This is a genomic window from Bacillus paralicheniformis, from assembly GCF_001042485.2.
Lineage (GTDB): Bacteria > Bacillota > Bacilli > Bacillales > Bacillaceae > Bacillus > Bacillus paralicheniformis.
In genome coordinates this window covers 31,387-53,861 of sequence record NZ_LBMN02000011.1, presented here as the reverse complement: position 1 = coordinate 53,861, position 22,475 = coordinate 31,387, and the positions used below count along the sequence as shown (strand labels likewise).

Here is a 22,475-nt window from a genome sequence, read left to right as displayed (position 1 = left end):
GTTGCGCATGAAACAAAATGATTAAACAGACTGAATGTGAGAGTTCCCGCACCAGCGGTGGATACCATCGGCAATCAATTGCTCCGCGTTTTCCATGGATTCGTCGACAGCCCAGGCCACGTGGCCGTCGGGACGGATCAGCGCTGCTTTTACCCCATTCCATTCAGGCCTGCCGTCAATTGCTTTCACTTGTATACGGCGGACGTGAGGAATGGTGGAAAATTCCTTCGTTTCTATCCCGAATGCTGCTAATAAAAAGCGTCCATCACGGAGAAAAGTGTAGAGCCGTTTGACAGTACCATCTGAAAGGGTCAGATCGATATCTGGGAGACGTTTTCCGTTCAGCTCATGTTCAGGCATCTTTTCATCTGCTTTGTATTTCACGCTGAGCGCCGCAATTTGTTCTGCCAGATAGCGATTGACGTCTGAAAATCCGAGAATGCCGGATAATAATTCGCGGAGGTACAGGCCTTCACGTGTAAAATCAAACAGCTTTGTTTGGATTTGTGTATTGACGAGCAGCGCTTCCCCGACAGTATGTCTTTCATTATGGTAACTGTCAAGCAGCCAGTCGGGGCACCGTCCGTTGATCTTTGCTGCGAGCTTCCAGCCAAGGTTCATTGCGTCCTGAAGTCCGACATTTAAACCTTGCCCTCCTGCAGGAAAATGAATATGCGCGGCATCTCCAGCCAAGAAAATTCTGCCGGAGCGGTAATGCTCTGCCAACTTGCTGGCATTTCCGAAGCGGGACATCCAAACCGGGCTGTCAATTCCAAAGTCCGTGCCGCAGATGCGGTTGAGTTCTTTTTTTAATTCTTCCAGTGTGACGGGCTCGTGAAGCAAAGCTTGAGGCATGTGCGGCGCCGTTATGAGGACGCGGAAAATGCCGTCGTCTAAAGGCACGATCACAACGCCGCCTTCACGGTTCACGCAAGTATAAAAATGCGATTCCGGCGGATTTTCAAGCGACACATCCGCAAGCATTGCGGTGATATTCGCATCAGTTCCTGAAAAAGCGATACGCGCCTGCTTGCGGATGGTACTTCCGGCTCCGTCAGCACCGACGATATAGGAAGCGGTTAGAAAGGACAGGCCGTCGGGTCCCTGGACGACGAGCTCGGCCGTTTCCTCATACTCGCGGAAAGCGAGAACTTCATGATCGCGAAGGATGCAGACACCGAGATTTCGCGCATGTTCCTCAAGCACCTTCTCGGTTTCGTACTGAGGGATGATCAATGTAAAATTGGCTTGCGTATCAAGCGCAGAAAAGTCCAATCCAGTCTTTAGACCGGCAAAATGCCCCGAAGGGCTCGGCTTGCCAATTTCCTTAAACCGTTCTCCAAGCCCCCTCATTTCAAGTATTTCGATTGAGCGCGGATGCAGCGTGAGCGCTTTTGAGAATGGCGAAGGCTCTTTCAGCCGTTCGACAATACAGGTCCGGACACCGGCCAAAGCCAGCTCGGAAGCCGTCATCAGACCGACGGGGCCGCCGCCTGCAATCAGTACATCAAAATCCATGATGAATCACTCCTTTTTTGTTACGCATGAAACAATTTTAACATACTACAAATGAAAATGTTTATCAACTATAATCTTTAATTTTGTTACTCGTGTAACAAAAAAGCCGATAAAAAAGCATGGAGCTTGTCCATGCTTTCATGACTTGATCTGCTCTTTATCTTTTCTGTGCGGATATAGCTTAAAACGGCCGGTTTTCATCCGGTTTTCTGTTTTGATTTTAATTCGTTCGCTGCATTCATGGCACATATAAGTATGTATCGGCCGGTTTCGGAGACGTTTGGCAATGAGTGTGTCATCATCGATTTTTTCGATTTTGTCACACAATGAACACTTTACCCTCACTTGATTCACCTCACTTACGATTCATTATACCTTAATCAATCGGACAAATAAATTTTCTCCTATAGAAAAAAGGAAAAAGCCTGTGCCGTCAAGAAAACAGTGGCACAGGCTTTTAAAAGTTATGGCTGCCGATTTTTCATATGCTTGTTTGATTGCTTATTCTGCTCCTTTTCAAGCTGTTTCTGGTTTCTGTCATTCAACTGGTCGTTGTTGGATTTTGTAGGATTTGTTTGCTGATTGTCTGTTGCGTCGTTCGGCACTTCAGGAAGGACGCGCCCGACGATGGCTGCCAGCTCGTCGAGAATCCCTTTGACAGGGCGTCCCGCTTGAATTTCCCTGCCCATTGCCCGCAGGCGGTTGACGGTGTCGGGATCTGCGACAACGGCGGCGTTTGCTCCGTAAGGGTCATTCTGCAGCGCTTCAGCCACGGAATACTTAATAGATTCGACTTTGCTGCGCTCCAAATTGTCTTTCACATCAATTCCGACGACGGCTAGCCTGCCGAGCACGACGGCGGTTGCATCATTGACACCCGGAACGCTTTCGGTGATCTTCACAAGGCGCCGCGAGATGGCTTGCCCGTCTTTACGGTTCACCGGCTCTTGGGAGCTGTTTTTTACTTGAATCGGTTTGTTGCCGGGAAGCTCGTTCGCTTCATTTCGGGCATTATTTTGAATGCCGCAGGCTGAAAGCAGCATAACGGTTTGAATTAGGATCAAAAAAAAGATTCGCACTTGAGGTTGCCTCCTTAAAAATGCTTTCATTAATTTTTATTGTTGAATTAACCTTCTATCTTTATTCACAAAAACATATATTTTAGCGGGCGCTCCATCAGCTTTTAACCCAATTGAAAAGAAAAGGCTAAAAATCCTGATCAGGAGGCGGAAGATTGAGTAAAATTTATGTGCTGGATACGAATGTGTTATTGCAGGATCCGAATTCAATCTTTTCTTTTGAAGATAACGAGGTTGTCATCCCGGCTGTCGTATTGGAGGAAGTCGACTCAAAGAAACGCTACATGGATGAAATTGGGAGGAATGCAAGGCGCGTATCTAAATTGATAGATGATTTGCGTTTAAAAGGAAGGCTGTATGAAAATGTTCCCCTACCAAACGGAGGAAGCTTGAGAATCGAGCTGAACCATCGCTCTTTTCAGCAGCTTCAAGAAATTTTTATCGAAAAAACAAGCGACAACCGTATTTTAGCCGTAGCGAAAAACCTCAGCCTGGAAGAGGAAACGAAAGAAGACGGCAGGCCGGTTATCCTTGTCAGCAAAGATATGCTGATCCGTGTCAAAGCCGATGCCATCGGCTTGATGTCAGAGGATTTTTTGCACGACAGGGTTGTCGACAATGATGATATATACAGCGGTTATACAGACGTGTACATTCGCCCGGATCAGATGAATTCCTTTTTTGAACATCACGATTTGCCGCTTCACGAAATCAGCAGTGAGATGCTGCGTCCGAACCAGTTTGTCGTCATGAAGGACGCGCTCGGCGGATCATCCTCTGCCGTAGGGATCGTAGATCAAAGCGGAAAAGCCGTTAAAAAGCTTGTTTTCGATCAGGAACAGGTTTGGGGCATACGTTCGCGAAATGTACAGCAGACGATGGCTTTGGAACTTCTTTTAAGACAAGATATTCCGCTTGTCACCCTGATTGGAAAAGCCGGCACAGGAAAAACCCTGCTTGCGTTGGCAGCAGGGCTGCTGCAGACAGAAGACCTGGGGAATTTTAAAAAACTTGTTGTCACAAGGCCGATCGTTCCTGTCGGAAAAGATCTCGGCTATCTTCCGGGTGAAAAAGAAGAAAAACTTCGTCCGTGGGTCCAGCCTATTTTTGATAACCTGGAATACTTGTTCAATGCAAAAAAGCCGGGGGAGCTTGATGATATTTTAGCGGGGATGGGCTCCATTCAAGTCGAAGCCCTCACATATATAAGGGGCAGAAGCATTCCTGACCAATTCATCATCATTGATGAGGCTCAAAATCTGACCAAGCATGAAGTCAAAACGCTTCTGACCCGCGTCGGGGAAGGCAGTAAAATCGTATTGATGGGAGACACCGAACAGATCGACCATCCTTATTTAGATGCGATGAACAACGGCCTGGCCTATGTTGTCGAGCGCTTTAAGGATCAAAAAATTTCCGGAAACGTGAAGCTTTTAAAAGGAGAGCGCTCCCGGCTCGCCAGGCTTGCAGCCGATCTGCTGTAAATAAAAAAACCCGGGCGTTTAACCCGGGTTGCAACTTGCATGGCCCGCGGGCCGGGTTGCCGGCAAGTGCCGATAGCCCGGCCGGGAAAGAGGAGGCGGAGTTTTTCATCGCCTCCGGCGCACCCGTTGCAGTGTTGTAGCTTTAAACAATGTGAATTTCTTTTACTCGTTTCACAGGAGTCATCCTGTTTGAACCGTCGGGAAAATAAACGTGTACAGGCCCGTCTTCGCCAAGCGGCTTGCCATTGTTGCTGAAGCAGAGAATCATGCCGCCCGCTTCTTCGATCGGAACGGAAACGTCTTCACCTTCCGTTTTGAAGAGGCATTTGACGGCGGAGCCTGTCACCTCCGCATTTTTTAAAAAAGGTTCAAGCTTGATCCCGAAAGTGCCGTCAAGCAATTTCTCCTTTTCATATTTTTTCTCTGATTTCAGTGTCGGCGGCGATACAGTACCTTCCCTGATTTGCCGTTCCCGGTCAATCACAAGGTCGTCTTCTTCATCTTTTACCTCTCTGAAATCTGAAAAGAACTGATCGAGATCAAATTTTCGGTCATCAAAAATCCAAACGCTCGGATCGAGCGTAATCGAATACTTTACATTTCCTGTGATCGTTACAATGCTCATGTCTCTACCACTCCCTCACAAAAATTATAAGCGCTTTCTTTCAAATTGTCACTTCTCATAACAAAAGCCCTCTCCGGGAAAGATAACAGCAACGACGCTCGGATGGAGGGAAAAAACTTGAATTGCCGGGATAATGAGGAGCTTGAATATTTTGTCACGGAAGCGAAAAAAGTGACGGACAAAGGAAAGGTTGCATCTTACATACCGGCTTTGGCTGAATTATCGGAGGACGATTTATCGGCGGCGGTCTACTTTACGGACGGGACGTGTATATCAGCGGGAGACGTGGAAAAAGCCTTCACTCTGCAAAGCATCTCAAAAGTATTGTCGCTTGCTCTCGTCCTGATCGATCACGGTCCGGAAACAGTGTTTCATTATGTAGGACAAGAGCCGACTGGTGATCCGTTTAACTCCATCATCAAACTTGAAACCGTCAACCCGGGGAAGCCGCTGAATCCGATGATAAATGCCGGAGCATTGGTGGTGACAAGCATGATTAAAGGAGAGACGAATGCCGATAAGATCGGCAGGCTTCTTGATTTTATTAAAAAACTGGCAAATAACCGGAATATTACCTTTTGTGAGAAGGTCGCCGAATCTGAATTTGAAACCTCGATGGTCAACAGGGCGATGTGCTACTACATGAAAGAGCACGGTATTTTTCAGGCTGAGGTTGAGGATGTCATGGATGTGTATACAAAGCAGTGCGCCATTGAAATGAACAGCTTAGACTTGGCGAAAATCGGTTCTGTTTTTGCTTTGAACGGCAAGCATCCCGAAACGGGAGAACAAATCATACCGAAGGATATCGCGAGAATTTGCAAAACATTTATGGTGACATGCGGAATGTATAATGCCAGCGGCGAATTCGCAATCAAAATCGGCATACCCGCCAAAAGCGGGGTTTCAGGGGGAATCATGGGTCTATCCCCATACCGTTTCGGCATCGGCATCTTCGGGCCCTCGCTTGATGAAAAGGGAAACAGCATCGCTGGAATCCGGCTTTTAGAGCTGTTATCGGCGAACTACAGTTTAAGCATTTTTTAAAACGTGAGCGGAAGCTTAAAATGCGAGTCTTTGAAATACGGCGAAAGGACAGAAATAGCTTGCTTTTTTTCGGCTGAGGCTTTATCATAAATAGAAGAATTAGGTACTCGCCTGGGGAACGGAGGGATACTTTTGGCGTCTGAGATTGTAGTCGACCATCGTGAAAAAGCACTTGCCCTGTTAAAACGTGATGCTGATAAAATCTTAAAGCTGATTCAAGTGCAAATGGACAACTTAACGATGCCTCAATGTCCTCTTTATGAAGAGGTTTTAGATACACAAATGTTCGGACTCTCTAGGGAAATTGATTTTGCTGTCCGCCTTGGATTAGTGGATGAAGAAGAGGGTAAAGAACTGCTTTACAGGCTGGAACGTGAATTGTCTGCATTACATGATGCATTTACAAAAAAATAAATGAACACCTCAGAAGAATCTTTCTGTCTGAGTCAGCTTGTCGACGACGTTTCGATAGAAACAAACTGCCGGCAGGCTTTTTTTGTTATGGAATGAGAAAGAAAACGTCCGCTGATGAAGGAATGAATGCTGTTCGTGCCGAATAAACGAAGACGCATGGTATGCCGATAAAAAAATAGAACGGCAGTCTTGGAACAGACGGACTTTTCTTTCAGACGAGATTCGAAGTCTTATGAAAAGGGTATCTTTCGTGCTTTTTAAGAAAGTGTAGTAAAATAACGAAGGAGTTACCACAAACACATTTTGAAGGCAAGTAAGGAAGAGGATAATAATATGATAAAAAGAATGCTCAAATCCTATGATTATTCATTAATCTTCGCTGTATTCCTGCTGTGCGGGTTCGGGCTCGTCATGGTGTACAGCTCAAGCATGATCACAGCCGTGACAAGGTACGGACAAGACAGCAGCTACTTTTTTGACAGGCAGCTGATGTTTTTGGTGCTCGGAACCGTCATATTTTTATGCGCGGCGCTTTTTCCGTATAAGGCTTTTGCCAATCAAAAATTCCAAAAGTTTTTGCTGCTCATTTCCGTTGTCGCTTTGTTCGGGCTGTTCGTTGTCGGACACGTGGCCGGGAATGCCCAAAGCTGGTTCAGGGTTTCGAATTACGGCATCCAGCCGGGGGAGTTTGTCAAGCTGACCGTCATCTTGTATCTTTCTTCCGTCTATGCCAAAAAGCAAAGCTATATTGACAACTTGGGAGCCGGAATCGCCCCTCCCGCGATCATCACGCTTTTCATTTGCGCACTGGTCGCTGCTCAGCCGGATGTGGGAACGGCCTTTATCATCGCTTTAATCGCTTTGTGCATTATTTTGTGCTCGGGATTCAGCGGCAAAACGCTGTTAAAGCTCGTACTTTTGGCCGGGGCTGTCCTTGTGCTCGTCAGCCCGCTCATTTATTTCAACTGGGACAGCATTTTAACAGAAGGACGGATGAATCGGTTTGAAAGCTACCAAAACCCGTTTAAAGACGCACAGAAATCTGGTTTTCAAGTCGTCAACTCCTACTTGGCGATCGGTTCGGGAGGGCTGTTCGGCCTGGGTCTCGGCGAAAGCGTGCAGAAGTATGGATATCTGCCTGAAACGCACACCGATTTCATTATGGCGGTCATCGCCGAGGAGCTCGGCATTTTCGGCGTCCTTTTTGTCGTGCTGCTGCTCGCTTTCATCGTTTTAAAAGGGTTTTATATTGCGAGAAAATGCGACGACCCGTTTGGAAGCCTGCTTGCGATCGGGATATCAAGCATGATCGCCATCCAGTCTTTCGTGAACCTGGGCGGCATATCCGGCTTGATTCCTTTGACAGGGGTGACGCTTCCGTTTATCAGCTATGGAGGGTCATCGCTCATTCTGCTGATGGCAAGCGCGGGGATATTGGTGAACATCAGCATGTTTAATGAATACTTTGACCGGTTCAAACGAAAACAGCCTGTCGATACTACAAAAACCAAAGAAAATCAATATAAAAAAAGTATAAATTTTTAAAAAACTAAGCGTGTACAATGTCCATCCGATTCATTTAGAATAGATACATACTTAAAACAGCGGATGAGGGGGAACGACATGTCACAACAGTCTATTCAAAAAGTTCTTGTTGCAAACAGAGGGGAAATCGCTATCCGCGTATTTCGCGCCTGCACAGAACTGAATATCCGTACGGTAGCGATCTATTCTAAAGAAGACAGCGGATCATACCACAGATACAAAGCCGATGAAGCATACTTGGTCGGCGAAGGGAAAAAGCCGATTGATGCTTATCTTGATATTGAAGGGATCATCGAGATTGCGAAACGCAACCATGTGGATGCCATCCATCCGGGCTACGGCTTCCTGTCTGAAAACATTCAGTTTGCCAAGCGGTGTGAAGAGGAAGGCATCATCTTTATCGGACCGACCTCCAAGCACCTCGATATGTTTGGAGACAAAGTAAAAGCCCGTGAACAAGCTGAAAAAGCAGGAATTCCCGTCATACCGGGGAGCGACGGCCCAGTGGCTGATATCGCGGAGGTCAAACAATTTGCGGAGGAGTTCGGATATCCGTTTATCATCAAAGCGTCGCTTGGCGGCGGCGGCCGCGGCATGCGGATCGTCAGAGACGAATCGGAGCTGGAGGAATCCTATAACAGGGCAAAATCAGAGGCGAAAGCCGCTTTTGGTAATGATGAAGTGTATGTCGAAAAGCTGATCGAAAAGCCGAAGCACATTGAAGTTCAAGTCATCGGAGACAAAGAAGGTAACGTGGTTCACCTTTACGACCGTGACTGCTCTGTGCAAAGGCGTCATCAAAAGGTTATCGAAATAGCGCCGAGCGTTTCGCTTTCTGAGTCCCTCCGGGAAAAGATTTGCGATGCTGCCGTTAAGCTTGCGAAGAATGTTGATTATGTCAATGCCGGTACGGTCGAATTTTTAGTTGCGAACGATGAGTTTTTCTTTATTGAAGTCAACCCGCGTGTTCAGGTGGAGCACACCATTACGGAAATGGTGACGGGTGTCGATATCGTTCAGACACAAATCCTGATTGCTGCCGGACTCAGTCTGGGCAGCAGCGAAATCAGCATTCCGAACCAGGATGCCATCACGCTGCACGGATATGCGATCCAGTCAAGGGTTACGACTGAAGACCCGTCAAACAATTTCATGCCTGACACAGGCAAAATCATGGCATATCGCTCAGGCGGCGGTTTCGGGGTGAGGCTTGATACCGGAAACAGTTTTCAGGGCGCTGTCATTACGCCTTATTATGACTCGCTGCTTGTTAAGCTTTCAACCTGGGCGCTGACGTTTGAACAGGCGGCGGCCAAAATGGTCCGCAACCTACAGGAATTCAGGATAAGGGGAATCAAAACGAATATTCCTTTCCTTGAAAACGTGGCGAAACACGAAAAATTTCTCACAGGGCAATACGACACGTCATTTATTGATACAACACCGGAACTCTTTGTCTTTCCTAAGCAGAGAGACCGTGGAACAAAAATGCTGACGTATATCGGGAACGTAACGGTCAACGGCTTCCCGGGCATTGATAAAAAGAAGAAGCCGGAGTTCGACAAGCCCCAGATCGTCAAAACGGATGTCGATCAGCCGATCGCGAGCGGAACAAAACAGATTCTTGATGAACGCGGAGCTGAAGGGCTCGTCAAATGGGTGAAAGATCAAGAGGAAGTGCTCCTCACTGATACGACGTTCCGCGATGCCCATCAGTCACTGCTTGCGACAAGATTCAGAACGCATGATTTGGAGAAAATCGCCAATCCGACAGCTGCGCTCTGGCCTGAGCTTTTCAGCCTTGAAATGTGGGGCGGCGCCACTTTTGATGTCGCTTACCGTTTCTTGAAAGAAGACCCGTGGAAAAGGCTTGAGAAGCTGCGGAAGGAAATTCCAAATACGATGTTTCAAATGCTGTTGAGATCTTCGAATGCCGTCGGGTATACAAACTACCCTGACAACCTGATTAAAAAGTTTGTCAGCGAATCCGCTGCGGCCGGAATCGATGTATTCCGCATTTTTGACAGCTTGAACTGGGTTAAAGGGATGACGCTCGCCATTGATGCAGTGCGCGAGTCGGGCAAACTTGCCGAAGCCGCGATCTGCTATACCGGAGACATTCTCGATCCGAACAGAACAAAATATAACCTTGAATATTATACGTCAATGGCAAAAGAGCTTGAATCAGCGGGGGCGCATATTCTCGGCATTAAAGATATGGCCGGCCTGCTGAGACCTCAAGCAGCATACGAACTGGTGTCAGCTTTGAAAGAGACGATCGATATTCCGATCCACTTGCATACACACGACACGAGCGGCAACGGTATTTTTATGTACGCGAAGGCGATAGAAGCAGGCGTCGACATCGTCGACGTAGCGGTCAGCTCTATGGCGGGCCTGACATCACAGCCAAGCGCAAGCTCGCTTTATCATGCGCTTGAAGGCGATAAACGCCGTCCGCAGCTGAATGTCGATGCGGTAGAGTCGCTGTCTCAATATTGGGAGTCTGTCAGAAAATACTACAGCGAGTTTGAGAGCGGCATGAACGCGCCTCATACCGAAATTTACAAGCATGAAATGCCTGGCGGCCAATACAGCAACCTTCAGCAGCAGGCTAAGGGAGTCGGCCTCGGTGATCGCTGGAATGAAGTGAAAGAAATGTACAGCCGGGTCAACCACCTGTTCGGGGACATCGTAAAGGTTACGCCGTCATCTAAAGTCGTCGGGGATATGGCACTTTACATGGTGCAAAATAACCTGACGGAAGATGATATTTACGAAAGAGGAGAATCACTCGATTTTCCTGACTCAGTAGTCGAGCTTTTTAAAGGGTATATCGGCCAGCCTCACGGCGGATTCCCTGAGAAATTGCAAAAGCTGATTTTGAAAGGGCAGGAGCCGATTACAGTGCGCCCTGGAGAACTTCTCGAACCCGTTTCGTTTGACGATATAAAAGCGGAGTTTAAGGAAACGCATGATCTGGAGCTTTCCGATCAGGATGCTGTTGCATATGCGCTTTATCCGAAAGTGTTTACCGAGTATGTTAAGACAGCGGAACTGTACGGGGACATCTCAGTGCTTGATACACCGACCTTCTTCTACGGCATGACGCTCGGCGAAGAAATCGAAGTCGAGATCGAAAGAGGGAAAACGCTGATCGTCAAACTTGTCTCTATCGGCGAACCGCGTCCTGATGCAACGAGAGTCGTCTACTTTGAACTGAACGGCCAGCCTCGCGAAGTGGTCATTAAAGACGAAAGCATTAAATCGTCCGTTCATCAAAAGGTGAAAGCCGACCGTTCAAACCCGAATCATATCGCGGCGTCCATGCCGGGAACGGTGATTAAGCTTCTTGTAAGCAAAGGGGACCAAGTGAAGAAGGGCGATCATTTAATGATCAATGAAGCAATGAAAATGGAAACGACCGTTCAGGCTCCGTTTTCAGGAACTGTTGAAAACATTCATGTGACAAACGGAGAAGCCATTCAAACCGGCGACCTCCTCATTGAGCTGAAAAAATAAAAGTGCGGCCGCTGACTTTTGTCGGCGGCCTTTTTTTATGAAAAAATCCCCCGCAACAGGCGGGGGATCAACCGTTTATTGTTATTTTTGCGCCTGTCTGCGATAGCGCGCAACAAGCAGCAGGAAGTAGCAAAGGATTCCGAACAGGCAGGAAATGAAGAAAGCGTGGGCGAGTGCAAATCCCAAATCCAGCCTGCTGTAGACAACCGCAATTCCTGAGGCAGCCTGAAGGATAATCAGGATCAGGGAAATCATCCAGCCCCAATAAATGCGTTTTTGATTTTTATACTGTTTGGCCGCATGTATCGCTGCCGCAATGATCCAAGCGAACAGAAGAAGCGCCGCAGCCCTGTGTCCCATCTGCACCCATTCGTGAAACTTCCCTGGGAGCCAGCCGTTTTGTGTGCTGCACATCGGAAAGTCAAGGCACGCAAGGCTTGACTTCGTATGCCGGACATATGCGCCTGTATAAACGACGACATATGTGTATATAATGATTCCTATCATATGAAACTGCATGGTTTTTCCTATATAAAACGATTCGGCTTTCTGCTTGCTGTCAGCTTCAAACACGAGGAGCGTCAACAGCAGAACAGATGCAAAGGAAATAAGCGAGATTCCGAAGTGCAAAGCCATGATCAGGGCCGAAGACCCGAAGACGACCGCCGCAGCGCCCAGGAGCGCCTGAAGAATGAGGAAGACGACCGACATCACCGCAAGAAATTTCGTTTCTCTAATATGGCCGATTTTTTTCCATGTCCAAATGGCGAGAGCCAGCACAAGGACGCCGGATGTGCCGCTGACAAACCTGTGGCTCCATTCGATAATCGATTCAAGGGTTAGAGCCGGGAATATGCTTCCGTTGCAAAGCGGCCAAGATCTGCCGCAGCCCATTCCCGAACCCGTCTTTGTGACGAGGGCGCCGCCGATCAGCACGAAAAGCATGGCGATAGTTGTGATAATTCCCAAGCCTTTTAATGCTTTATTCATAAATTCAATTCTCCTTTTTTAATGCAAACTGACTAATAAAAAGATATTTGCCACCTTCAAGTGTAAGCGAATTGATGTTCTGCTGCAATTCATAATGATTATTGTTCACAAAAATGCAATAGAAGGCGTTCACATTTTTATTGGTTTTGAAGACTTGATAATTGTGGCTTCGTTTGATAGAACTATATTAGAATGACAGTGGTTTTCCGCTCTTGTTCACAATTTTTCCTTCATCTGTAAAGAAAGTCATAAAAAGTTCACAAATATAAACCGGTTTGTCGATTAATATTTAATAGGCTGTTTTTTTCCAACCGGTAATCTTGTATGATAGAGTTGTAGGTTTTTTATGAATATACCGCTTCTCTTGACGTGATGAAGGTTTGAGTAAGGGGGGTTAGTATTATGGCTGAAACAAGAATTACAGCTGATACAGCAATGAATGGACAAATAGAAGAGACGACAGCATGGAAAGATTTCCTCGCCCTTATCAAAGTCGGGATTGTTTACTCGAACCTGATAACAACTTTTACGGGCTTGTGGCTCGCTTTTTACTTTTCAAATCTGAGCTTTCTAGGAAACCTTGATATCGTGCTGTTCACTTTAGCGGGATCCTCGCTTATTATCGCAGGATCATGCGTCATCAACAACTATTATGACCGTGATATTGACCAGCTTATGCAGCGGACGAGAACAAGGCCGACGGTGACTGGTAAAATCCAGCCTTCACAGGCATTGTGGTTCGGCATTCTGCTGACTGCGCTCGGTTTTATCATGCTGCTGATGACCAATCTGACAACTGCCGCAGTAGGCTTTGTCGGCGTCTTTACGTACGTGTTTCTATACACGATGTGGTCAAAGCGCCGCTATACCGTTAATACGATTATCGGAAGTGTGTCAGGGGCTGTTCCTCCTTTGATCGGATGGACCGCTGTCCAAGGCTCCATCGGAGTTGAGGCATGGGTGCTGTTTTTAATCATGTTTATTTGGCAGATTCCCCACTTTCTGGCGCTTGCGATTAAGAAAACGGAGGAATACAGAGCTGCAAATATACCGATGCTGCCTGTTGTACACGGTTTTGAAGTGACGAAAAGGCAAATCATCATTTGGATTGCCTGCTTAATGCCGCTGCCGTTTTTCCTGGGCGGACTCGGACTGCCGATCGTCATTTTGGGAACGGTACTCAATATCGGCTGGCTCGTTTGCGGTCTGGTCGGTTACAGAAGCAAAAATATCATGAAGTGGGCAACGCTCATGTTTGTATATTCATTAAATTACTTGACCATATTCTTCGTTGCCATGGTCGTATTCACACTTTTTAAAATTGGATAGAACTCTATAATTCATCACATTGAAGGCTGTCACTTAACACTTCAAACAGACAACAATCATGTAAAAGCCGCCTTATCGATTTTTTTCGATTATGTTTAACAAGGCGGCTTTACGTTCATACATAGATGGTATTTTGAGTAAAAAACCTCATTATTTAAGAAATGAGGAAATGTAAGTGCTTTAATTTAAGTGGGGAGTCAGATGAATGAATAGGTGTCCTATAAACGTTTGAACAGTGAAAGTTTCAAAAGGATTGATTGAAAAGGGGTTGGGAAGAAATGTTAAAGAAATGGCGTCTGATGTCGCTGTTCACTATTTTGGCGCTCGTTTTAGCAGGGTGCGGAGAACCGTTCATATCAACGCTGCAGCCGGCGGGCGAGGTGGCTGATCAGCAGTATTTCCTAATGATTCTCAGCACGCTGATCATGGTTGTTGTTGTAGTGGTGGTAAGTTTCATTTTCGTATTTGTCATCGTCAGGTACAGAAGATCTAAGCTCGGTGATGACCACATCCCGAAACAGGTTGAAGGAAACCGCAATTTAGAAATTTTATGGACTGTTATTCCAATTCTTCTCCTTCTTATCCTGGTTGTTCCTGTTGTCGCACAGACCTTTGATCTTGCTGATACAAAACCGATGGATAAGAAAAACAGGGATCCGGAGAAGGCGCTGGTCGTCAATGTCCGGGCGAACCTTTACTGGTGGGAATTCGAATATCCTGACTACGGCGTGGTGACGAGCCAGGAGCTGGTCGTGCCGACCGATGAACGCGTTTACTTTAAGCTGAAAGCTTCCGATGTCAAACATTCATTCTGGGTTCCTTCAGTCGGGGGTAAGATTGATACGAACACAGACAATGAAAACAAATTCTTCTTAACGTTCGATTCAAAACGCGCTGAAAAAGCCGGAGACTATTTCTACGGGAAATGCGCCGAGCTCTGCGGACCTTCCCATGCTTTAATGGACTTTAAAGTTAAAGCGGTTTCGAAGGATGAGTTCAAGGAATGGATGAGCGATATGGAAAACTATAAAGCGGGGGCGAAAACCGATCTCGCTGTTGAAGGAGAAAAAGTGTTCAAAGAGAAAAACTGCCTGAGCTGTCATGCGACCGATTCAAAAGACCAAAGGGCGGAAGCGGCCAGAACGGCTCCGAACCTCGCGACTTTTGGAGACCGGTCGACGATCGCCGGTGTGAAGGAATTCAGCGATGAAAACTTGAGAGCGTGGCTCAAGGATCCTGAAAGCATAAAACCGGGCAACAAAATGACCGGCACATACCCTGATTTGAGCGACAAGGAACTTGATGCACTGACTGAATATTTAAAGGGGTTAAAAACGGAAGACTAACGCTTCAAAGGGAGAATGAGGGAGGTTACATTGTGAGTACGCTTAAGAAAAAGCAAGGTTTTGGGGCTGTATTATGGGACTATTTAACGACTGTCGATCATAAAAAGATTGCCATCCTTTATTTGCTGGGCGGCGGGTTCTTCTTTGTGCTCGGCGGAATCGAAGCGATGCTGATCAGGGTTCAGCTGATGATACCGAACAATGACATCATGAGCGGCGGAGTCTACAATGAGATCATGACGATGCACGGTACAACGATGATTTTCCTGGCAGCGATGCCGCTTTTGTTCGCACTGATGAATGCCGTCGTTCCGCTGCAGATAGGCGCGAGGGATGTTGCGTTTCCATTTTTGAACTCGCTCGGCTTCTGGCTGTTCCTTTTCGGCGGCATCTTTCTGAATTTAAGCTGGTTTTTGGGAGGGGCACCCGATGCCGGCTGGACGTCTTACGCGTCGCTTTCCCTTCATTCCGAAGGGCACGGGATCGATTTCTATGTTCTCGGTCTGCAAATTGCCGGGATCGGTACGCTGATTGCCGGAATTAACTTTCTCGCGACGATTATCAATATGAGGGCGCCGGGCATGACATACATGAGGCTGCCGCTTTTCACATGGACGACATTCGTCGCTTCGGCTTTGATTTTATTCGCGTTCCCGCCGCTGACCGTAGGCATCGCGCTCTTGATGCTGGACCGGTTGTTCGGAACGAGCTTTTTCAATCCGGAATTAGGCGGTAATACGATCATTTGGGAGCATCTGTTCTGGATCTTCGGACACCCTGAAGTTTATATTCTCGTACTCCCGGCGTTCGGAATCTTTTCGGAAATCATTCCGGTTTTTGCGAGAAAAAGGCTGTTCGGTTATTCTTCAATGGTATTTGCGACCGTATTGATCGGCTTTTTAGGCTTCATGGTTTGGGCCCACCATATGTTTACAACGGGACTCGGGCCTGTGGCGAACGCCATTTTTGCGGTGGCGACGATGGCCATTGCCGTCCCGACCGGAATTAAAATCTTCAACTGGCTGCTCACGGCTTGGGGCGGGAGCATTAAGTTTACAACGCCGATGCTTTATGCGATTTCTTTTATCCCGTCGTTTGTCATGGGCGGGGTGACAGGTGTCATGCTTGCTGCTGCACCGGCTGACTATCAGTTCCACGACACGTACTTTGTCGTGGCTCACTTCCATTACGTCATCATCGGCGGAGTGGTGTTTGCCATCCTCGCCGGCGCTCATTACTGGTGGCCGAAAATGTTCGGGAAAATGCTGAGCGAAGCGTTGGGCAAAATAACATTTGTGCTCTTTTTCATCGGGTTCCATCTGACTTTCTTCATCCAGCATTGGCTCGGGTTGTGGGGAATGCCGAGACGCGTGTTCACATACTTGCCGAATCAGGGATTTGACATGGCGAACTTAATCAGTTCAATCGGAGCTGTGTTTATGGCGGCTGCTGTCATCATACTCGTGATCAATATTATCGTGACGACTGCCAAAGGGGAAAAAGTCGGCAGCGATCCTTGGCATGACGGAAGAACGCTTGAGTGGGCCGTTTCTTCACCGCCTCCTGAATACAACTTTAAACAGCTGCCTCTGGTCAGAGGCCTTGATGCTTTATGGATCGAAAAAAGAGCCGGCAAGCAGTCAATGACCGCCGCGGAGCCGCTTCAGGACGTCCATATGCCAAACGGATCGATTCTCCCGTTCATCATGTCACTCGGGCTGTTTATATCCGCTTTCGGCTTCATGTACCGGACGGAATTTGCCTGGGGGCTGCCTGTCATTCTGATTGGATTAGGAATCACATTATTTATGATGCTTCTCCGGTCTGTAATTGATGACCACGGGTATCATATTCATAAAGAAGAACTGATGGATGATGACGACAAAGGGGTGAAGGCATAATGCATACAGAAGAGAAATTAACGGCTGAAACCTTCCCGGCTTCTCCTGAAAAAGCTACATTAGAAGGAAAAAATAAGTTTATCGGCTTTTGGCTATTTCTCGGAGGAGAGACGGTTCTTTTCGCGTCTCTCTTCGCAACATACCTTGCGCTGAAGAATTCAAATGCAGGAGGGCCGAAAACGACTGAGATGTTTGACATGGGGCTGGTCTTTCTGGCGACAATGCTCCTTTTAACGAGCAGTTTAACGAGCGTATATGCCATGTATCATATGAAGAACTTTGCTTTTAAAAAGATGCAGGTTTGGCTCGGAATCACTGTTCTGCTCGGTGCAGGCTTCCTGGCGCTTGAAATATATGAATTCACCCATTATATTCACGAATATGGGTTCACCATTCAAAGCTCGGCTCTCGGCTCCGCTTTTTATACGCTAGTCGGCACGCACGGTGCGCACGTTACGTTCGGGCTGCTCTGGATTCTTTCTTTGATGATCAGAAATGCGCGCCGCGGATTAAGCCTTTACAACGCGCCGAAGTTTTTTGTCGCAAGCCTCTATTGGCATTTTATCGACGTTGTCTGGGTGTTTATCTTTACCGTTGTATACTTGATGGGGATGGTGGGATAAAAATGGTGAATAACGAAAACAGAGGGAATCCCAAAACAGATCTTGCCTACCGCAAAAAGAAAAACGCGGAGGACATGAGATATCAGGTTATTTCATTCGGTTTGATGATCGGCTTGACCCTTGTCGCTTTTTTAACGGTCGCCTCAGATGCAGGCGTATGGTTTACGGTGCCGTTCATTCTGCTGCTGGCCGTTATTCAGGTTGCATTTCAGCTGTACTACTTCATGCATATGAGTCAGCGGGGGCATGAAGCGCCGACTTTGTTCCTTTATTCGGGCGTTTTGGTCGCTTTTGTTACCGTTTTGGCTTTTGTAACGCTTATCTGGTGGTAATCGAACCGACATACAGAAAGGAGGATGCCTCATGTTGGGCAGCCTTGAAATATTCGGTTTTCGCGCCCTGTGGAGCCCCTATTTCCTAGGGGCTGTCGTTTTCATAACCGTCCTTTACTTTTTTCTGATGAAACGATTTGGATCAGAAGAAGAGCGGGCATCCAGGAAAGAAATCGGTTTATTCGTGACAGCGATGTTTCTTTTATACGCGTCTAAAGGCAGTCCGATTGATTTGCTGGGACATATTATGTTCAGCGCGCATATGGCGCAAATGGCGGTTTTGTATTTGATCGTACCGCCTTTGATCATCCTTGGCATACCGCCTTGGTTTTGGAAAAAGGTCATTTTTCTGCCGGTCGTCAAGCCGCTGTTCCGGTTTTTTTCAAAACCATTGATCGCGATTATCGTGTTTAACGGTTTATTTTCGATGTATCACATTCCTTTGGTGTTTGATTTTATTAAGACAGATGCCGTTTATCATGCCGTCATTACGGTGCTGATCTTCATTGCGGCGTTTTTCATGTGGTGGCCGCTCGTTCACAAGGTCGAGGAGCTTCCGCAAATGAACGGACTTTTGAAACTCGGCTACATTATGGCTGACGGCATTTTGCTGACACCGGCGTGCGCGCTGATCATGTTCAGCGATACGACCCTGTATTCGACATATTCAGATCCTTCCGCATGGGCGGAGGCAATGAAACTGTGCGTTCCTCTCGATACGCTGAGCGGAATGACGCTTACAGGTCCGGAAATGTTCAGCAGCATGCCTGTTCTGGAAGATCAGCAGCTTGGCGCGATCGTCATGAAAATCTTACAGGAAATCGTGTACGGGACATTTTTGGCGATTATCTTTTTCGGATGGGCGAGGAAGGAAAGAGCCAAAGACGAAAAAGAACTGGAAGAAGAACGATACTCGCCGTCTACGGTTCATTAAGATGAAAAAAGGGTACAGCCTCATCAGAGGGGCTGTACCCTTTTTATGTACGTCTGCTACACTTCAAGCGCTGAAACTTTTTCTTTGATTGAATTCAGCACCGTCTTGCTTGTTTTGAGGAGCTGCGGCGGGAAATGTTCGTTTTCACCGTATTCCACTCCATGCGGATAATAATATTTGCCCAGAAGCGGTGTCATCAGTTTGATGACCGCGCGCCGGGCGCCCACATCGCCTTCGACGGCATATCCGAACACGCGGAGGTAGTACCTGCCTTCCACCATATCGAATTTGCGGTCATATGTGACGCGTTCATAATCCCATTGGCCAGCTCTTACGAACCCTTCGTTTTCCATGATGTCGTCTAACCGGTTAAGGTCAGCAGTCAAGCCTTCGATACCGGATTCTTCAAATTTCATCCCGTAAAACCCCCTTTAAAAAATTACCTTTACTGACAATCATAGTATGAAAGCGTTAAACTTTCAATCCTGGCTTTAGCCGATATATAAATATTTTTGTGAACAGTATGAATCGCGGGCGGCTTGACGACAATATGAACAAACGAAAGACAAGAGGAGGTCTTCTGATTGACACGTGTGAAAGATATTATGACAAAGGAAATATTATATTGTACAGTTCTTGATAATGTGTACGAGGCTGCCGTGAAAATGAAAGACGGAAATGTCGGAGCGATTCCGGTTGTGCTTGATGACGGTTTGGAACTGGTTGGGATCGTTACTGACCGGGATTTGGTGCTGCGGGGGATCGCCGTTAAAAAACCAAATTCGCAAAAAATTACAAATGTCATGACGACGGATCTCATTACGGTAAGTGAAGACGATTCAATTGAAAAAGCGGTTGATCTCATGGGAGATTATCAGATCAGGAGGGTTCCGGTTACACGGGGAAAGACGCTTGCGGGCATCATTACGCTAGGCGATGTTTCAACCCACAAAAAATCAAACCGGCAGGCTGGCGACGCGCTGACATTTATATCGGAAAACGAAGAGAGGCCTGGAGATTTTCTTCATTAAAACATATTTTGTCGCACATCTTAATAGGCTGTATTATCATTGAAAATTCATGTCAGTTCTGTTTAAATGACACTAAAGGCAAGTTTTTGATGCGGTGCGCCGTTTTATGGATAGATTGATCCGTCAGTCGGAGGTGAAAGTTTGAAAAATATATTAAGAGCGATTGTGATCCTTCTCATCGTTGCGGCTTCATACACCCTGTTTATTCAATACGGTTCAACACCTGAGAAAATTGTGAAGGAAGACAAGCCGCAAGTCTCAAACGAGGATGCGAAAAAAGAGAAATCCTTGAACATTCCCGATTCCGGCTTGCTTTCTTTTATCGGAGAGTCGGCTGAGACGATCGAAAAGAAACTGGGGAAACCGGACAGGGTCGATCCTTCAGCATATGATTATGAATGGTGGGTCTATAGCCAAGGGGCAAAACAGTACGTTCAAATCGGCTTGCTTGGCGGCAAGGCCGTGACATTGTTTGCGACAGGCGACGGGTTGAACACCGCTCCGTTTAAAATTGGACGGCCGTCAAGGGAAGTTTTCAAAACCGCCCAGATCGCCCCGTATGTCAATGTTCAATATAAAGGCAGTTCATACCGTTTTGAGTTTTCTGAGGAAGACATGAATACAAGGCCGACGGTGAAAGTCGGAGACATTTATGTTCAGCTGTATATGGATAAATTCGAGGGGACGCTGTCAAGCATCAGGGCATTTGATGCGCCGACTTTCATCAAGCAAAGGCCGTATGAAGTTGTCTACAGAGGCACCCTGATCGAACCTCAAGCATTGACAGAATCGGATTGGAAAAAAATCGAGAAAGCAAATGAGAAGCAGATCTTTGATTTGACGAATGTCATCCGCGCAAGACACGGTCTTTCCCAGCTCTCTTGGGATGAAGGCGTATCAAAAGTGGCATACGGCCACAGCAGCGACATGAAAGAGCACCATTATTTCTCCCATGTGTCAGAAACAGAAGGCACGCTCAAAGACAGGCTGGAAAAAGGGAAAGTGAACTTTGAGCAGGCGGGGGAAAATATCGCGCTCAACTATGTCGACGGGCCTGCGGCGGTTGAAGGCTGGTTAAACAGCGAAGGACACAGAAAAGCGCTGTTAAATGCCGACTATACTCATCTCGGAGTCGGGGTGGACGAGAAATATTATACGCAGAACTTTATTAAAGAATGGCACTAGAGCCCGGGATCATACCCGGGTTTTTAGTTTTTAGAGAAAACCATGAAACTTTTAATGTTTGGTCTGCTGCTCACTCTTCCGCACGGACTCCTATAAAAAGAGGAATTTTTAGGCGAACACATTTTGCCGGGGCGGATTACACTATAGCAGGCATATGTTTTCGGAGGGGGTGTAGACGTTGGCAAATCAAAACGCGCAATCATCCATTGATGAATTTAAGCAATTTATTAAACGGCATCCTAAGTTGATTTCCGAAGTCCGGAAACAAGAAAAAAGCTGGCAGGAAGTATATGAAAACTGGGTTTTGCTCGGGGAAGACGATTCGATTTGGGATCCGTACAGGGAAAAAGAAGCTTCGGCAGAAAAGGAGCCTTCTGCTGGCGGCAAAAACGATTTCATTTCAAAAATGGTGACGGCCGTCCGAAAGATGGATGCCAATCAAATGAATGAGCAGATCAATAAAATGAGCCAGTCTATTTCTTCGCTGCAAAGCTTGCTCAGCCAGTTTTCGGGCGGAAGCCAAAAACAGCAGAATCAAAGCGGCGGCGAGCATCCGTTTTCTTTCCGAAAAGATTAGGGAAGGAGTCAGACATGCGTAAAGAAGTGCAAGAGTATGTGTTCGCTGATGAAGAGCGCCGCCGGTTCATCCGTGAGCAGCCGGTCTGGTACCGCAAGCTTTCGCGGAATCCGAATGACTTGTCAGCCTTTCATCTCGATATGATGAACTTTTATGAAAAAACGATTCCTCACAGGGTCAACCAGCTATCGGGCGGCATTCAGATGGCCCAGATGATGCTTCAAATGTTTCATGCGATGCGCACTCAGGATTAATTTAAAGCCTGAGTCTTTTTTTTATGATGATAAATCGCGTCATTCTGGCAAAGCTAGGTGTAAAGGAGTTGATCTGTGATGAAAAAGTGCTGGCTTGTAATCATGTTGTGCCTCTTGCTGGCCGGCTGCGCCACCCATAAACCAAAACCCAAGGGCGTTTCAGAATGGCGCGATGCAGCTTGTGCAAGCGAAGTTTTTGGAAAATAATAGTTTGGAGGCGGCACAGACATTTTTGAAAACGGCTGTTTTGTGATACACTATAGCTGGAGGTGCATGTCTATGTTTGCCACAATGGAATCGTTGCGGCTTCAAAATGAAGCATATGATTTGGCCAACATGATTCTTCAATCAGAGGCGGCTGAACATTACAGAAAATGCTACAAGCGTCTCCGCGAAGATGAAGAGGCCGGACGTATTATCGCTTCGTTTACGAAAATAAAAGAACAGTATGAGGATGTGCAGCGCTTTGGCAAGTATCATCCTGATTATAAAGAGATATCCAAGAAAATGAGGGAAATCAAACGGGAGCTTGACCTTCACGATACAGTAGCCGAATTTAAAAAGGCGGAAACCGAGCTGCAATCTATCCTAGATGAAGTCAGCGTGGAAATCGGTCAGGCTGTATCAAAACATATCAAAGTACCGACTGGAAACCCTTATTTTGATAATCTTTCATCTTGCGGCGGCGGCTGCGGGTCAGGCGGAAGCTGCGGCTGTAAAGTTTCCTGATGAGGCTCGG

General features: G+C 46.9%; 23 protein-coding genes. 17 read left to right on the top strand and 6 right to left on the bottom strand.

All coding sequences use genetic code 11. The annotated features are described in order from the left end of the window. Positions 1-21: 21 nt before the first annotated feature. From ACH97_RS08490 to ACH97_RS08480, 3 genes are all read right to left on the bottom strand, one after another. Entirely contained in the window at positions 22-1,518 is a 1,497-nt protein-coding gene (locus ACH97_RS08490; protein WP_020451264.1) for a monooxygenase, read from the bottom strand. 138 nt (positions 1,519-1,656) lie between these two features. Further along, positions 1,657-1,863 (bottom strand): YlaI family protein, encoded by a 207-nt coding sequence (locus ACH97_RS08485; RefSeq protein WP_003181456.1) that lies wholly within the window; start codon positions 1,861-1,863, stop codon positions 1,657-1,659. 119 nt (positions 1,864-1,982) lie between these two features. Continuing rightward, entirely contained in the window at positions 1,983-2,597 is a 615-nt protein-coding gene (locus tag ACH97_RS08480) for a YhcN/YlaJ family sporulation lipoprotein (protein WP_020451265.1), read from the bottom strand. A 155-nt stretch (positions 2,598-2,752) separates the two neighbouring features. On the opposite strand from ACH97_RS08480, the gene ACH97_RS08475 reads away from it, so the two are divergent. Beyond that, positions 2,753-4,081, top strand: a complete 1,329-nt coding sequence (locus ACH97_RS08475) for a PhoH family protein (protein ID WP_020451266.1) — start codon at positions 2,753-2,755, stop codon at positions 4,079-4,081. Positions 4,082-4,223: 142 nt separating this feature from the next. On the opposite strand, the gene ACH97_RS08470 is transcribed toward ACH97_RS08475, so the two are convergent. Beyond that, a complete protein-coding gene (locus ACH97_RS08470; RefSeq protein ID WP_020451267.1) occupies positions 4,224-4,706 on the bottom strand; it encodes a hypothetical protein in 483 nt (160 codons plus the stop codon). Positions 4,707-4,808: 102 nt separating this feature from the next. On the opposite strand from ACH97_RS08470, the gene glsA reads away from it, so the two are divergent. The 4 genes from glsA (at position 4,809) to pyc (ending at position 11,234) form a co-directional block, all read left to right on the top strand. Next, entirely contained in the window at positions 4,809-5,753 is a 945-nt protein-coding gene (glsA, locus tag ACH97_RS08465; protein WP_371268713.1) for a glutaminase A, read from the top strand. 132 nt (positions 5,754-5,885) lie between these two features. Continuing rightward, a complete protein-coding gene (locus tag ACH97_RS08460; protein ID WP_003181465.1) occupies positions 5,886-6,167 on the top strand; it encodes an Fpa/YlaN family protein in 282 nt (93 codons plus the stop codon). A gap of 333 nt (positions 6,168-6,500) precedes the next feature. Next, positions 6,501-7,712 (top strand): FtsW/RodA/SpoVE family cell cycle protein, encoded by a 1,212-nt coding sequence (locus tag ACH97_RS08455; RefSeq protein ID WP_020451269.1) that lies wholly within the window; start codon positions 6,501-6,503, stop codon positions 7,710-7,712. 78 nt (positions 7,713-7,790) lie between these two features. Then, positions 7,791-11,234, top strand: a complete 3,444-nt coding sequence (gene pyc, locus ACH97_RS08450) for a pyruvate carboxylase (RefSeq protein ID WP_020451270.1) — start codon at positions 7,791-7,793, stop codon at positions 11,232-11,234. A gap of 81 nt (positions 11,235-11,315) precedes the next feature. On the opposite strand, the gene ACH97_RS08445 is transcribed toward pyc, so the two are convergent. Further along, positions 11,316-12,224, bottom strand: a complete 909-nt coding sequence (locus tag ACH97_RS08445; RefSeq protein WP_020451271.1) for a COX15/CtaA family protein — start codon at positions 12,222-12,224, stop codon at positions 11,316-11,318. A gap of 402 nt (positions 12,225-12,626) precedes the next feature. Between ACH97_RS08445 and cyoE the strand changes: the two genes are divergently transcribed. The 6 genes from cyoE (at position 12,627) to ctaG (ending at position 18,689) form a co-directional block, all read left to right on the top strand. Then, a complete protein-coding gene (gene cyoE, locus ACH97_RS08440; protein WP_020451272.1) occupies positions 12,627-13,553 on the top strand; it encodes a heme o synthase in 927 nt (308 codons plus the stop codon). A gap of 278 nt (positions 13,554-13,831) precedes the next feature. Further along, positions 13,832-14,899 carry a cytochrome c oxidase subunit II gene (gene coxB, locus ACH97_RS08435; protein ID WP_020451273.1) on the top strand — a complete coding sequence of 356 codons (1,068 nt, stop codon included), beginning with the start codon at positions 13,832-13,834 and terminating at the stop codon, positions 14,897-14,899. A gap of 32 nt (positions 14,900-14,931) precedes the next feature. Next, positions 14,932-16,800 carry a cytochrome c oxidase subunit I gene (ctaD, locus tag ACH97_RS08430; protein ID WP_020451274.1) on the top strand — a complete coding sequence of 623 codons (1,869 nt, stop codon included), beginning with the start codon at positions 14,932-14,934 and terminating at the stop codon, positions 16,798-16,800. Then, positions 16,800-17,423, top strand: coding sequence for a cytochrome c oxidase subunit III (ctaE, locus tag ACH97_RS08425; protein ID WP_020451275.1), 624 nt, complete (start codon positions 16,800-16,802; stop codon positions 17,421-17,423). The genes ctaD and ctaE overlap by 1 nt, the downstream gene beginning before the upstream one ends. Positions 17,424-17,425: 2 nt before the next feature. After that, positions 17,426-17,755 carry a cytochrome c oxidase subunit IVB gene (gene ctaF, locus ACH97_RS08420; RefSeq protein WP_020451276.1) on the top strand — a complete coding sequence of 110 codons (330 nt, stop codon included), beginning with the start codon at positions 17,426-17,428 and terminating at the stop codon, positions 17,753-17,755. Positions 17,756-17,789: 34 nt separating this feature from the next. Beyond that, positions 17,790-18,689 (top strand): cytochrome c oxidase assembly factor CtaG, encoded by a 900-nt coding sequence (gene ctaG / locus ACH97_RS08415; RefSeq protein WP_025811368.1) that lies wholly within the window; start codon positions 17,790-17,792, stop codon positions 18,687-18,689. Positions 18,690-18,745: 56 nt separating this feature from the next. Here ctaG and ACH97_RS08410 read toward each other — a convergent pair whose 3' ends face one another. Then, positions 18,746-19,105, bottom strand: coding sequence for a YugN family protein (locus ACH97_RS08410; RefSeq protein WP_020451278.1), 360 nt, complete (start codon positions 19,103-19,105; stop codon positions 18,746-18,748). 168 nt (positions 19,106-19,273) lie between these two features. Between ACH97_RS08410 and ACH97_RS08405 the strand changes: the two genes are divergently transcribed. The 6 genes from ACH97_RS08405 (at position 19,274) to ricF (ending at position 22,465) form a co-directional block, all read left to right on the top strand. Then, complete coding sequence (locus ACH97_RS08405) at positions 19,274-19,720, top strand: CBS domain-containing protein (protein ID WP_023857262.1); 447 nt, start codon at positions 19,274-19,276, stop codon at positions 19,718-19,720. A gap of 141 nt (positions 19,721-19,861) precedes the next feature. After that, entirely contained in the window at positions 19,862-20,905 is a 1,044-nt protein-coding gene (locus tag ACH97_RS08400; protein ID WP_020451280.1) for a CAP domain-containing protein, read from the top strand. 178 nt (positions 20,906-21,083) lie between these two features. Further along, the gene (gene ylbD / locus ACH97_RS08395; RefSeq protein ID WP_020451281.1) at positions 21,084-21,482 is read left to right on the top strand and encodes a YlbD family protein; all 399 of its coding nucleotides are present in this window, start codon (positions 21,084-21,086) and stop codon (positions 21,480-21,482) included. Positions 21,483-21,496: 14 nt separating this feature from the next. Further along, complete coding sequence (locus ACH97_RS08390; protein WP_020451282.1) at positions 21,497-21,736, top strand: YlbE-like family protein; 240 nt, start codon at positions 21,497-21,499, stop codon at positions 21,734-21,736. Positions 21,737-21,814: 78 nt separating this feature from the next. Continuing rightward, a complete protein-coding gene (locus tag ACH97_RS24205) occupies positions 21,815-21,943 on the top strand; it encodes a hypothetical protein (RefSeq protein ID WP_256163750.1) in 129 nt (42 codons plus the stop codon). Positions 21,944-22,015: 72 nt separating this feature from the next. Continuing rightward, the gene (gene ricF, locus ACH97_RS08385; protein ID WP_020451283.1) at positions 22,016-22,465 is read left to right on the top strand and encodes a regulatory iron-sulfur-containing complex subunit RicF; all 450 of its coding nucleotides are present in this window, start codon (positions 22,016-22,018) and stop codon (positions 22,463-22,465) included. The last annotated feature ends 10 nt before the right edge of the window (positions 22,466-22,475 follow it).